Below are 13,121 nucleotides of genomic sequence, written 5' to 3'. Positions count from 1 at the left end.
TCAACCATTATTAAAAACTAACGAAAAAGATTATTGGTCTGAATACTGAAAAAAATAAGTGTGAGTCAGGAAGCCGGATGCCAGAAAGAGAAAGCTCCTTTTGGGGGTAATTATGACCGTCATTAGATTAACAAGGATGAAATGTATCTATGAGCGTAAAGTATTAAAATAAATCACTTCAGTTCTTCTTCAATACAAGGAACATCCCTCCTCTGATATCCATTCTTCCTTCCCACAATCAATTTTTAACCTCTTCAGATTGTATAATCCTATTATTTCTTTATAAATCTATTTTTATATTCTGTTCCATCTGTGCTTTTAGAAACAATGATATAATTTCCTGGTACCAGACCACTTACATCAATCGCCTGGTTATATCTGTGATCCGCTTTCTTCAGGACAAGTTTTCCAGACATATCAATGATGATAACTTCCTTATAGACTTTATCCGATTCTTTCCCAATGTAAAGATGCTGCGCCGTAGGATTAGGATAAATTTTCAGATTATTATCTTTTATTTTTGTCTCTCCTGTTCCCAAATTGCTGCAGAATTCCCAATCTCCGAAATTCAGTTCTACAAATGCAAACGGGTCTAACATCTCACACTGATCCGGACAATATTCCGTACAGGCATAAAATCCGTATTTGCCTGAGCTGGTTGCCACATAAGTATCTCCTACTACTCCCGGGATAATGCAAGGATCCCCCACTACCGGCGGATTACTGCTCGGCACACATCTGAACCAGGTATGTTTACCATATACAACAGGAAAAATATTATCAAACTGTACAGAAGCTCCGTTGCAGACATTCACTGTTCCCGCATTTTCCTGATATGTTCCAGGCGTATAAGTGGTCATCATAGCCGGCAGACCATATACAAAACCATCTGCAAATGCCGTAGGACTTTCTGCTGTACAGTCGCCCTCAGAAACCACTACTTTAAAATAATTCAACTGATCGTTCCCACTAATAGTTAACTGTTGAGATGTTGCTCCCGGAATAGCTACCCATGGGTTATTATTAGGTGTCTGCCATGTCCATTCCTGTTTGTACCACTGATACGTTGTATACATCTGTGTCGTGGAAAGAACCTCATCTTCAGTACTACAGAATAAAATCGTTCCCGGATACTTTTGTCCAAGTCTTGCACTGGTAATTGTGGGTGTACATTGTGCTTTAATATTCAGAATGCTGAATAGTACAGCCACTAAAAAAATTAGTTTTGTTTTCATATATATAGATTATTAAGTTTGGTGTTGTAAAAATGGTGTGCCTTAATCCAGCAGCACTCTGATTCCGAATTTCATATTAAATTGAAGAGGTTTTTCTTTGTAAATGGTATTGGGAGCATTTTCTTCTTTAAAATGGTACCCTATTCCCGGTTCTGCATAAATTCCGACTTTATCAATAAGTTTTAACTGAAATCCTACAGCTGTATTGACAGAAAATTGCAAAGGTTTGGGCTCCACACGTTCTTTTGAGGACTCCTTAATTTGATCATCGACAACATAAGTTGTTGTAATATTACCTGCTATTGGTTTTTCTACCAGCGCTCCAGCTGTAATATATCCTGTGAATTTCCCTTTTTGAATGACGTTATAATTAACCTGAACAGGAATTCCTATATAATGAACTGTCTGATCTCCTTTAATATAATTATTGTCACTTCCCGAATGCAGTTCTGAAGACAGCTTGGTATAATTCAGCCCTGTTCCTATTCCCCATCTTTTTCCCCAATTATAGTAAACAGAAAGTCCGAACGTCACCGGTACTTTATGTCTGATTCTCGCTTCTACCGGCTGACTTTGATTGGCCAGTAATATGGCCGTCAAAGGATCATCATGATATTCAGAAGTAGCCCATACCTGATCAACATTCATTGCTTTTCCAGTGATTGAAGCATAGCCGGGAAACTGCTGTTCTGCAGAATTGGAACCCATATTTCCTGTAAGCATACCTAACATCCAGGACTTTTTATCCCTGGATTTTGTGGCTTTACGCTGTGTATTTTCTGCATAGGCTTCCTTTACTTTTTCCTGATTAAAGAGAACCTCATCAGAAACCTTTTCTTTTATAGTTTCTTTCACGGTATCATCAATAACTGATGTTTTCTGGGCGATCTTACTTTCCTGCTCAAAAGACTCCGATGCTGTCGGAAGCTTGAAGACATCCTGGATCTTCTGATTGCTTCCAGCCTGATTTTCTGCTCCATTATCAGCATATCTTTGTGTCAACGTTTTCTCCGAAGCACTGGTGTTCAATATATTTTCAGCTAAAAAATCATCTATTTTTGATTTTATTTCACTGCCTGAAATATTCTCATTTTCTGTAGTTTTTACATAACTTTTTCCCTTTTCTCCTTTCACATCTGCCGGTTTCTGAGACAGAGTTTTTCCGGTATCATTCTGGGGTAGTATTTTGGTCAGCAAAAACAATAATGCAATGGCCGCTGCAATCCCTCCAACGCGATAAAATATGGATCTGTTTCCTGCATTTGTTCTCATTTCTTTCTTTGCTCCCTCTTCATGAACCTCAGGAATAAATCCGGGAATACTGTTATTTTCTTCTCCGGAAAATAATTCATCTTTAATGTCATCCCACAACCCTTCCGGAACGTCCTCTTCATGGTCATCCATTCTGCTTCGCAGATTATTTAGCCATTCGTTATTCATATTGTGCTTTTCTTGACATTTTAAATTCTTTTACTTTCTGAGCAAGCATTCCTTTTGCCCTGTGAAACTGAGATGCAGAAGAGTTTTCTGCAATCCCCAGCAGTACGGCAATTTCTTTATGGCTTTTTTTCTCAAACACATACAGATTAAAAACAGCTCTGTAGCCATCAGGAAGTGCTCTGATCATCATCATAATATCTTCACGGGGAATCTCTTCAAAATCCGGTTCTTCTTCATTAGAAATATCTGGAAGGTCATTTACTTCTACAGCAGATTTAAAGTTTCCTTTCTGCTTTATATGCTTCAACGATTCATTGACTGTGATACGGGTCATCCAGGCTTTTAGAGAACCGTTTCCTCTGTACTCAAAAGATTCTATCGAACGGAACATTTTAATAAAACTGTTTTGGAGCACATCATGAACATCTTCTTTTTCTGTCAGATAACGAGAGCATACATAGGACAGATTTCTGGAATAAGCTCCAAAAAGCTCTTTCCAGGCAGCTTCCTCCTTCATCAGAAGGTGCTTTACCAAAATCTGTTCTTTACTTTCTTCCATATAATGCTGCTGCCTCCGTATCCACTGGGATGTTAAACTGTCAAGCAAAAATAGATTGCATCTTTTTAATAAGGCGCAATCCATTGATGATAATATCTATTAATTAATTTTTTATACAGAATGGAAAATTATAATCAATCACCTCATAAGGAGTAATCAATGTACCATCTACTGTAATTTTTTCTGCTGTGAGAGCATATCTAAGCGTTTGATCCAACCCTACATAATATCCTTTCTGCTTAGAAACAAATTCTACCACTGTCTTTTTATTCACACCGTCTACAGGAATCTGAAGTTCCATTGCTTTTGGGGTCAAAGTAAGCTCTATCACATTATTCGAAGTATTGATTACTGCAGCATATTTAACCTCATATTTCACTTTTCCAAGTGTTTTTATGGCATTTTCTGCTTTTACAGGATCTTTCACCACAGTCTTTACAATTTCACTTATTGGAAATTCTGCAAATGAGATGGTGTCTTTCTTTACTTTGAACTCTTTTACTCCTTCTCTTTTGATATTTCCCTGTACAATAATCAGTTTTCCTTTATAGTTACCTGGTAAGTTTTCTATTTTTACAGGTGGAATATCCGGTCCTTCATTATCATTACATGAGTATAGGGTAAATCCTACTAAAACCATTAAAACTGTTATAAAAAATCGGGGTACTGTCAATTTTTTCATTGCATTACATTTTCGTTAAACATTAATTATTTTCGAGTACTCATCTATATAAATCCTGTTTTCTGAAAATCTTGCGTACTTTTTTTAAAAAAGAATAAAAAAAATCATAACACCTTGATTTTGTGAATATAAAATTTCATCATCTCATTGCAAATTCCGTACCTGTTATAAAAATGAAGCTCTATCTGTCTTTTATAAACAGCAAAAAAGGAAACTATATGATATAGCTTCCTTTTCGTTATTTACCTGTTGTATTTTATTGTACTCCACCGCCAAGTGCTCTGTAAAGATCTACCTCAGCATTTAATTTTTCAAGGGTGACGTTGATGGCTTCCAGATCATTCTGAAGTTTATTATTCTGGGCAGTAATGACTTCAAGATAGGTTGCCATTCCACTTTTATACAGCTTCAGCGCATCATTGATTCCTTTGTCAAGAATAGCTGTTCTCTGTTCTAAAAGGTGTAATCTTTCTGAAGAACCTTTAGATTTCGCCATAGCATCGGAAACTTCTCCCACCGCATTCATTACTGACTGTTTAAAGTTGATGCCCGCTTTTTCCTGTTCAATTAAAGCAGTATCATAAGCTGTTTTCAACTGTTTTTTCTGAAAAATCGGGGCAGCAAGATTGGCAGCAATTGCTTTGGTAATAGATCCGGGAATATCAAACCACGAGCTGAATTTATTGGAATTCACTCCTATCTGCGGGCTCAGGCTGATACTTGGATACATTGCGGCTTTTGCCAATCCGGTTTTTGAGTTGAGGCTAATTACGTTAAACTCTGCCATTTTTAAATCTGGTCTACGGCTTAGCAATTGTGCAGGTAATCCTTCTGACAATTTGTTTTCAGGAATCATTGTTTTCAGATCTCCTTCTCTTTCTATTCCGGTAGGATATTCTCCACAAAGAATACTCAAAGCATTTTCCTGGATAGAAATATTCTGTTTTGCTAAAGGAATCAGCAATTCGGCTGTTTTTTTCTGCGCTTCCGATTGCTGAACAGCTAATGAATTAATCTGCCCTGCTTTAAACTGAAGATTCATCATTTTAAGTGTATTGTCACTCAATTCAATATTCTGTTCGGCTATTTTCAGCTGTTCATCAAGACTGATCAGATTATAATAAGCCTGAGCTACCTGGACTACGATTCTGCTTTTGATGGCATTTAAATTTTCTTTTTGTCCAAAATATTCTGCTGCTGCAGATTCTTTCTGCATTTTAGCTTTACCCCAAATGTCTACTTCCCAGGAAAGCCTCAGGGCAGCGCTGAAATCATCCATATATTTTGTACCGACAAACTGTTCGTTCAAAGAGCCGTTAAGCGTATTGGTGGAAGCCCAGCTTCTGTTGGCTCCTGCTGTAAGATCTAATGTTGGCATCAGCCCCAGCTTAGCTTGTTTATAAATCAGATCCAGCTGTTCTATATTTTTCAAAGCGACATTTACTTCATTATTTCTTGAAAGGGCTTTATCTATTAAGCCTATCAATTTTGGGTCTTTGAAGAATGTCTTCCACGGCAGTACCACAGTATCTCCCGTTACCTGCACATGTTCTTTGTAAGTTTCAGGAAGCTGAAGATCTGTTCTTGTATATTTTTTCCCTACGGCACATGACATCAGTAGTGATACCATTGCGCCTGAAATAAGGAAATTCTTTATATTAAATATTCTCATTTGTCAATTGATTTTCTATTGTATTATACTTCTTTTTGGTAGAGAATTTCTCATCCAGATACTGAAAGAACATGTATAGTACAGGAATTACAAAAACTCCTAAAACCACTCCGCTCAGCATTCCCATGGCTGCACTTGTACTGATGGATTTGTTTCCGGAAGCCATTCCTCCTGTGGAAATCATCAGTGGAATCATCCCTACAATAAATGCTAATGAAGTCATGATGATCGGACGTAATCTCGCCTTTGCTCCTTCCAATGCAGAATCCAGAATCGAAAGACCTGCTTTTCTTCTTTGTATGGCAAACTCTACAATAAGAATCGCATTTTTAGCCAGCAAACCAATAAGCATAATCAATCCTACCTGCACATAGATATTATTATCCAGTCCGATTGCTTTTATTCCTAAGAATGCTCCTACAATACCCGTTGGGATAGAAAGCATTACCGCAAGAGGAAGAATATAACTTTCATATTGAGCTGCCAGTAGCAGATATACAAAAAGTAAACACAGCCCGAAGATGGCAATTGTTTGATTTCCTGCGGACTTTTCTTCCAGACTCAATCCTGTCCATTCATAACTGTAATCAGATGGTAATTTGCTTAAAGTCTGTTCCAGTTTACCCATCAATTCTCCGTTACTTACTCCAGGTTTTGGAGACACGTTGATATTTAATGAATTGTAAAGGTTGTATCGCTGAACGGATTCCGGACCGTAGACTTTTTTCAAAGTAATCAATGTATTCACCGGAACCATATCTCCCTTTTCATTCTTTACGAAAATATCATTGAACGCCTGCTCGTCCATTCTGAAAACTCCATCTGCTTTAATATTCACTCTGTAGAACTTCCCGAATCTTGAGAAATTCTGAGACTGGTCTCCTGAGAAATAGGTCTGAACAGTTCCCAACAGATTTGAAATGCTTACTCCCAGTTGTTTTGCTTTGTCTTCATTCACTTCAAGCTCCATCTGGGGATAATCTGCTCTGAACATCGTGTAGGCAAATGCTACTTCCGGAACCTGCATCAGCTGACCGATCAGTTCATCTGCTTTGGCTTTAAGAACCTGAGGATCTCTTCCCATGCGGTCCTGAAGCACGATTTCGGCATCATTCGTCATTCCGTATCCTTCTACCGGAGGCATTCTGAAGGTCATTACACTTCCTTCTTTGATCACTCCCAGTTTTGCATTCGCCATGTCAACCACTTCCTGAATATCCTGAATCTCACCTCTTTCTTTCTTGGGTTTCAGTTTAACGAATCCCATTGCATAAGCAGGTCCCGCACTGTTACTAAGCAGGTTATATCCGGTAATGGAAGTATTTTCCTGCACGGCTTCTACTCCTTTTAAGATTTCATTGATCTTGTTGGAAACTTCGGTCGTTTTGGTTAATGCTGTCCCAGGAGGCATGCTTAAAGTGTACATGAAGAATCCGTCGTCTTCCATTGGTACAAAACTCTTAGGCGTGCTTGACATCAGCCATCCTGCAACACCAATAACGGCTACAATTAATCCTCCTGCAATCCATTTTCTTCCTATTAAAAAGCGTACTCCTTTTGCATAACGGTTAGTCATATTATTGAATCCAGCATTGAATGCTACCGCAAATCTTTGCCCGAATCCCTTTGTTTTTTTACCTTCTCCTGAGTGATTGTTTTTCAAAAACACGGCACACAAAGCCGGAGTTAAAGTCAAGGCATTAACTGCAGAAATAATAATTGCTATGGCTAATGTATAGGCAAACTGCTTATAAAACAATCCTGCAGAACCGGACATAAACCCGATGGGAATGAATACTGCCGACATCACCAATGTAATAGAAATAACCGCTCCTGTAATTTCACTCATCGCTTTGTGGGTAGCTTCTCTTCCTGAAAGGTCTGTTCCTTCCATATTGCTATGAACGGCTTCCACCACTACAATGGCATCATCTACTACAATACCGATGGCCAGTACAAGGGCAAAAAGGGTCAGTACGTTGATCGTAAATCCTAAAACCAGAAGGAAGAAGAAGGTACCAATAGTCGCTACCGGAACTGCTACTGCCGGAATAATTGTTGATCTGAAATCCTGCAAGAAAATAAATACCACGATAAATACCAGAATAAATGCTTCTATCAAAGTAGATTTCACCTGTCCTGTAGCCTCATCCAATCTTTCTTTGGTACTCATTACCTTTGTGTATTTGATACCAGGAGGGAATGATTTTGATAGTTGATCAAGCGCTTTGTTTACCCCAATTTCAATCTGATTGGCATTGGATCCTGTGGTTTGCATGATGGCTACAGTAACCGCATTTTTCCCATTGGAAAGGTTGTCTCCCGTATTTGAAATGGCTCCGAATTCTACACGGGCTACATCTTTTAACCTAATAACCTGGCTTCCTGTATTTTTAACGATAATACTTTCATATTGTTCAGGCTTGTTCTTTTTTCCTTTGTATCTGATTACATATTCTAAAGCAGCATCAGATTCTTCTCCCAGTTTACCCGGAGCAGATTCCAAACTGTGGTCTGCAATGGCTCTGGAAACATCCGCCGGTTCAAGTCCGTACGAGGACATTTTCTGAGGGTTAAGCCATATTCTCATGGAATAATCTTTCAATCCGAATACCATGGCCTGTCCTACTCCTTTTACTCTTTTAACCTGCGGGATAAGGTTGATATTCGCATAGTTCTGAAGGAAAGTTTCATCGTACTGTTTATTATCTTCAGTATAAATATTGAAAATCAATACCATACTGTTCTGCTGCTTTGAAGTGGTCAATCCCATTCTTACGACCTCCTGCGGAAGGATCGGAGTGGCCTGCTGCACTCTGTTTTGTACATTCACAGCAGCCTGATCGGCATTCACTCCCTGTTTGAATATAATGGAGATGGAAAATGTACCGTCATTACTTGCGGTAGACTTCATGTACTCCATATCTTCCACTCCATTGATCTGTTCTTCCAGCGGAGTTACCACGGAACGAATCACGGTTTCACTGTTTCCTCCGGGATACGATCCTGAAACGGTAATCGTAGGCGGAGAAATGTCCGGGAATCTGGTCACCGCCAACTGGTTTAATCCTATAATCCCTAAAATGACGATGATCAGGGATATTACCGTCGCCAGTACCGGACGGTCTATTATCTTTTTTAACATTTTTGAATTTTCTAAGAATGGTTATACAACTATTTCAAAGGAACTGTGTGTGCCACCACCTGTGCTCCGTCTGTAAGGGCATCAATTCTGTTGATGGCAATCTTATCTCCTGCATTCACTCCTTCTTTGATAAAGTAATCCTGAGAAGTACTTCCTGAAACGGTAATCTGTGTCATTTTTACTTTATCCTTACCATTCAGTTTATAGACAAAGAATCTGTCCTGAATATCTTTTACAGATGTTTTCGGAAGTTTAATCACTCCATTCAGAGCATTGTGAATCATAACTTTTGCAGTTCCTCCTGCTCTTAATAATTTATCAGGATTCTGAAAAACAGCTTTCATCTGAATACTTCCGGTGTTTCTGTCAAAGTTTCCACTGGCATTCTCCAGTTTCCCTTGAAGAGAATAAGTGGAGCCGTCTGCCAGAATAAGCTCAACATTTTCTGCAGTATTTCCTGATGCCGATGCTCTGCTGTGGGCAATAAAATCCGCTTCATTCATTGAAAAGTATACATTCACGCTGTTGATGCTTGAAAGGGTTGTCAACGGAGAGGCATCTGACGGGCTGATAAGGTTTCCTGCCCTATTCGGAATTCGCCCAATATATCCGCTAACCGGAGCTTTGATGTAGGTAAAATTGGCATTGATCTTTGATGATCCTAATGATGATTGTGCCTGTGCTACCTGTGCTGATGCTGCTTTATAACTTGCCTGTGCTGTTTTCAGCTGCATATCTGAAACTACTTTCCCTTCCACAAGGGGTTTTAGTTTTTCCACTTCAAGTCTTGCTGTTTCCTGTGCTGCAATAGCAGATTTCAAGGCGGCTTCATTGGTATTTACCTGCTCATTATACACGGATGGATTTATTCTGAAAAGGGTCTGTCCTTTGCTTACATACTGTCCTTCTTTGATATATACTGCTTCCAGATATCCTGTTACCTGTGCTTTAATATCTACATTATCCTGTCCTTCTATGCTTCCGGGATATCCTGTAGACACGTCTGCATCTCCGGACTTCACCTGGATAAAATCTGTAGGCAATGCCTGCTGCATCTGCTGAGCATTTTCCTGGCCGTTACCGGAGCCACACGAATAAAGTATCGCTGCAGCTGTAAGTGAAAGTACCAGATATCCTTTTCTGTAATTCATAACATTGGTTTTTAAATTTTACAGGAGCAAAATAACTTCATCTTATAGGGATATTCATTCAGAAGTTGGGTGAAGTGTCATTAATTGCAGGTGAAACGTATGATAGCAAAAATGAAAGGAAAACCGTTATTTTCCTTTATAATTGTGACAAAAAAGAGATTTTCATGTGGAAATAAGAGTGGAATCATTAAGGATAAACTAATGTATTTCACAAGTAAAAAGAAAAAGAGATTGCTCTTTGTAAAAGCAATCTCCTCTGTATTTTTTTAGAATTAATAATCCATCCAGGATTTAAAAATGGAAGCTTTTTCCCGGCTTACAATGACTTCCATATCAGGTTGTTTCCTCAGTTCCAGCTTTAATTTTCCATTAAAATGATTAAAGATCTGTTTTACGGAATTGATGTGAATGATAAATTGTCTGTTGGCACGGAAAAAGAATTTGGGATCTAACTGTTTTTCAAGCTCTTCCAGGGTTTGCGGAACATTTTCTACCACTCCGGTATTCAGCATGGCTTTGCTGATTCCCAATTCGGTATAAAAGTATAGGATATCTTCTGCCAGAACGGTTTTATATCCATCTCTGTGAGCGATGAGAAAACGTTTTCTGTAATCTTTTGGCTGTATGTAATTCAAGAGTCCTTCGATGGCTGTTCCTACTACCGGAACGGATTCCATAAAGGTTTCATAGCGTTTTAAGGCGGCATCAAGTTCTTCCTCTTCAATAGGCTTCAGAAGGTAATCTACACTGTTATACTTGAATGCCTGTACTGCATATTCATCATAGGCTGTAGTGAAAATAACAGCACTTTTAATTTCATGTTTGTTAAATATTTCAAAGCTGAGCCCATCCGCAAGCCGCACATCCATCATAATAACATCCGGAACCACATTATTTTCCAGCCAGTGTACCGTTGAAGTAATCGAGTCTTCTACAGACAGAATTTCGATATGGGGTCTTAACTTCAACAACAGTCTTTTTAATCTGTCGGCATTCGGTCTTTCGTCTTCAACGATTAAAACTTTATTAATCTTCATATCAATGGGAGTTTTACAATAAATTTATCTTCTGTTTTTTCAATCACGGGTTTAGGGTATCCTAAGATTTCGTACCGTGCAATAATATTGGTAAGCCCTACTCCTGAGGAATCCGGCTTATTGATTAAAGGCAGAATAGTATTAGAAACAACCAATTCTCCTTCCTCATTTGTATAAACATGGATTTCCAGTGGACTTACTTTGGATGTCTGATTGTGTTTAATGGCATTTTCAACCAATAACTGTAAAGACAGCGGAAGGGTGAATCTGGATCTGTATTCTTCTTCAATATCTATTTTGAATACCACTCCTTCACCAATTCTTTTTTCAATCAGAAAGATGTAGGATTCTAAAAATTTGAGTTCTTCTTCTACTGCGATAATGTCTTTTTTGGAATTGACCAACAGGTATCTGTATACTCTCGCAAACTTCTCGGAATAATCATACCCTAGCTGCTGGTCTTCCAGAATAAGTTCTGACAACACACTTAAGTTATTAAAAATAAAATGAGGATCTATCTGAAGCTTAAGAGCCTGAAGCTCTGCAGCCATTGCAGCCTGCTTATGTTTGGAAGCCCTCAGTTTATGCTGAGCTGCTTCTACTGCTGTTTTTTTCCAGTTTTCCAATAAATAATCTACGGTATTAAATGCACTGATAATCAATGATATTACAATATTGGTTGCGATCCATTGTCCAAGAAGTGTATATTCTTTGCGGGAATCCATTTCGGGCAACGTGACTGAGGTACAGTCTACAATGGCATTAATAATGATCACAATCATCACACTTCCCACGATCTGAAGCAAACACTGGATAAACAGTCGTTTTACCGTTCTGTTTCTCCAGGGAAGCCACTTATTGAGTGTTCTGTCAATAAATATACTTACCTCTGAAATGATGATGGAAAAAAAGACAATCCATGTGGCATCTTCCAGAATCATCTTCAGTGGAGCGTCCAGATATCCTTTCCAAACAGGATCAAAGGGATCAATAAGGTAGGAGAAAACACAGAAAGTAACAACTGCCAATGCCCAGATTACGAGCCTTCTTTTCATAGTGGAAAGAATCTTCTTATTCCGTACTAAATTTTTCCTGATGGTAGAAATCCTATTCATATCCGGGACTTTATGAATGTAAATATAGAAATAGATTTTATATGAGTATCCTCCATTTTAGACGAGACCGCCAAAACAGGACATGAAACGTAAAATAACAGTGTTCAAATGGATGTGACGGTTCATCACCTGAAAAAGACATTTCATCATCATTTTATGCAACATCACATTATTTTTAGAGTAAGGGAACAAGTGTCTATCATAGTTTTGCAGTATTAAATCCGGTACAATGAAAACAATAATTGTCTGCACAGATTTTTCTCACGAAGCTGAAAATGCCACGCATTACGCAGCATCTATGGCAAAAGAAAATAAATACAGGATTATACTTTTTAATCTTCAAACGGTTTCTGTTCATGCTTTGAATGCACAGGCTTCGGCCGATTTTTTCTATAACCAAACGCTTAAAAATCAGAAACACCTGGAGGATAAGGCGGCTGAGCTTAAAAGATTATATGCTGTCGAAACCCAACATCATCTAGCTTCCGGCAATTTTATTGAAGAGCTTGAAAACTGTATGCAAGTCCACGAATGTGATTTTGTGGTGATGGGAATGGCGGAGAAAACCCTTGAACAAAAGCTTTTAGGAAACAGTGTAACAAGGGCGATTCACAGAATTAAAAAACCGATACTCATTGTTCCTGCCCACATAGAATATACTGGAATCCAAAAAATACTTTTTGCTTATGACACGCACAAAAGCATGACCTGGTCTGCCATGAATGATATTTACCACTTTATTAATGAATTCAATGCTGAGATTGAGGTTTTCAATGTAAGTGAAAGATTAGAAGATTTTGCTGAGGTTATTCATGATATTGATCTGAATTCCGGATATGATCTGGATGATATTAAGTATAGCTTTAAAATGATTCAATCTATTGAGATTATCAAAGCTATTGAAGAGGAAATAAGACTAACGGGGCCAGACCTTTTAACTATGGTTCCTTATAAATACAATCTTGTGGAATCCCTGTTTCATAGAAGTAAAACAGCTATAATGGCTTATAAGAATAAAATACCATTACTATCAATTCCCCTAAACATAGATTAAGAATCAATAAAAATCTGTTCACATTTGAATT

The 13,121-nt window shown here is 38.2% G+C and carries 10 protein-coding genes; 1 reads left to right on the top strand and 9 read right to left on the bottom strand.

Features of this window, described 5'->3' with window-relative positions:
• Positions 1–272 precede the first annotated feature (272 nt).
• From BUE84_RS23810 to BUE84_RS23770, 9 genes are all read right to left on the bottom strand, one after another.
• Complete coding sequence (locus BUE84_RS23810) at positions 273–1,235, bottom strand: T9SS type A sorting domain-containing protein (RefSeq protein ID WP_079243781.1); 963 nt, start codon at positions 1,233–1,235, stop codon at positions 273–275.
• Between the two features lie 42 nt (positions 1,236–1,277).
• The gene (locus tag BUE84_RS23805; RefSeq protein ID WP_079243780.1) at positions 1,278–2,675 is read right to left on the bottom strand and encodes an outer membrane beta-barrel protein; all 1,398 of its coding nucleotides are present in this window, start codon (positions 2,673–2,675) and stop codon (positions 1,278–1,280) included.
• Complete coding sequence (locus BUE84_RS23800) at positions 2,668–3,234, bottom strand: RNA polymerase sigma factor (RefSeq protein ID WP_079243779.1); 567 nt, start codon at positions 3,232–3,234, stop codon at positions 2,668–2,670. The genes BUE84_RS23805 and BUE84_RS23800 overlap by 8 nt, the downstream gene beginning before the upstream one ends.
• Before the next feature lie 103 nt (positions 3,235–3,337).
• Complete coding sequence (locus BUE84_RS23795) at positions 3,338–3,916, bottom strand: DUF4840 domain-containing protein (protein WP_079243778.1); 579 nt, start codon at positions 3,914–3,916, stop codon at positions 3,338–3,340.
• Positions 3,917–4,172: 256 nt separating this feature from the next.
• The gene (locus BUE84_RS23790; protein WP_079243777.1) at positions 4,173–5,588 is read right to left on the bottom strand and encodes a TolC family protein; all 1,416 of its coding nucleotides are present in this window, start codon (positions 5,586–5,588) and stop codon (positions 4,173–4,175) included.
• Positions 5,575–8,733 carry an efflux RND transporter permease subunit gene (locus BUE84_RS23785; RefSeq protein ID WP_079243776.1) on the bottom strand — a complete coding sequence of 1,053 codons (3,159 nt, stop codon included), beginning with the start codon at positions 8,731–8,733 and terminating at the stop codon, positions 5,575–5,577. Before BUE84_RS23785 ends, BUE84_RS23790 begins: the two co-directional genes overlap by 14 nt.
• A 29-nt stretch (positions 8,734–8,762) precedes the next feature.
• Positions 8,763–9,884 carry an efflux RND transporter periplasmic adaptor subunit gene (locus tag BUE84_RS23780; protein ID WP_079243775.1) on the bottom strand — a complete coding sequence of 374 codons (1,122 nt, stop codon included), beginning with the start codon at positions 9,882–9,884 and terminating at the stop codon, positions 8,763–8,765.
• Positions 9,885–10,156: 272 nt separating this feature from the next.
• Entirely contained in the window at positions 10,157–10,921 is a 765-nt protein-coding gene (locus BUE84_RS23775) for a LytR/AlgR family response regulator transcription factor (protein WP_034691944.1), read from the bottom strand.
• Complete coding sequence (locus BUE84_RS23770; RefSeq protein WP_079243774.1) at positions 10,918–12,036, bottom strand: sensor histidine kinase; 1,119 nt, start codon at positions 12,034–12,036, stop codon at positions 10,918–10,920. The genes BUE84_RS23775 and BUE84_RS23770 overlap by 4 nt, the downstream gene beginning before the upstream one ends.
• A gap of 229 nt (positions 12,037–12,265) precedes the next feature.
• On the opposite strand from BUE84_RS23770, the gene BUE84_RS23765 reads away from it, so the two are divergent.
• Entirely contained in the window at positions 12,266–13,090 is an 825-nt protein-coding gene (locus BUE84_RS23765; protein ID WP_079243773.1) for a universal stress protein, read from the top strand.
• Positions 13,091–13,121: the final 31 nt, after the last annotated feature.

This window comes from Chryseobacterium indologenes, assembly GCF_002025665.1.
GTDB classification, from domain to species: domain Bacteria; phylum Bacteroidota; class Bacteroidia; order Flavobacteriales; family Weeksellaceae; genus Chryseobacterium; species Chryseobacterium metallicongregator.
This window is presented reverse-complemented; position numbering and strand designations above follow the sequence as displayed.

Coding starts and splice junctions, on each gene's coding strand:
- BUE84_RS23775 (WP_034691944.1), bottom strand. CDS start 10,921: ATGAAGATTAATAAAGTTTTAATCGTTGAAGACGAAAGACCGAATGCC.
- BUE84_RS23805 (WP_079243780.1), bottom strand. CDS start 2,675: ATGAATAACGAATGGCTAAATAATCTGCGAAGCAGAATGGATGACCAT.
- BUE84_RS23785 (WP_079243776.1), bottom strand. CDS start 8,733: ATGTTAAAAAAGATAATAGACCGTCCGGTACTGGCGACGGTAATATCC.
- BUE84_RS23810 (WP_079243781.1), bottom strand. CDS start 1,235: ATGAAAACAAAACTAATTTTTTTAGTGGCTGTACTATTCAGCATTCTG.
- BUE84_RS23765 (WP_079243773.1), top strand. CDS start 12,266: ATGAAAACAATAATTGTCTGCACAGATTTTTCTCACGAAGCTGAAAAT.
- BUE84_RS23800 (WP_079243779.1), bottom strand. CDS start 3,234: ATGGAAGAAAGTAAAGAACAGATTTTGGTAAAGCACCTTCTGATGAAG.
- BUE84_RS23770 (WP_079243774.1), bottom strand. CDS start 12,036: ATGAATAGGATTTCTACCATCAGGAAAAATTTAGTACGGAATAAGAAG.
- BUE84_RS23780 (WP_079243775.1), bottom strand. CDS start 9,884: ATGAATTACAGAAAAGGATATCTGGTACTTTCACTTACAGCTGCAGCG.
- BUE84_RS23795 (WP_079243778.1), bottom strand. CDS start 3,916: ATGAAAAAATTGACAGTACCCCGATTTTTTATAACAGTTTTAATGGTT.
- BUE84_RS23790 (WP_079243777.1), bottom strand. CDS start 5,588: ATGAGAATATTTAATATAAAGAATTTCCTTATTTCAGGCGCAATGGTA.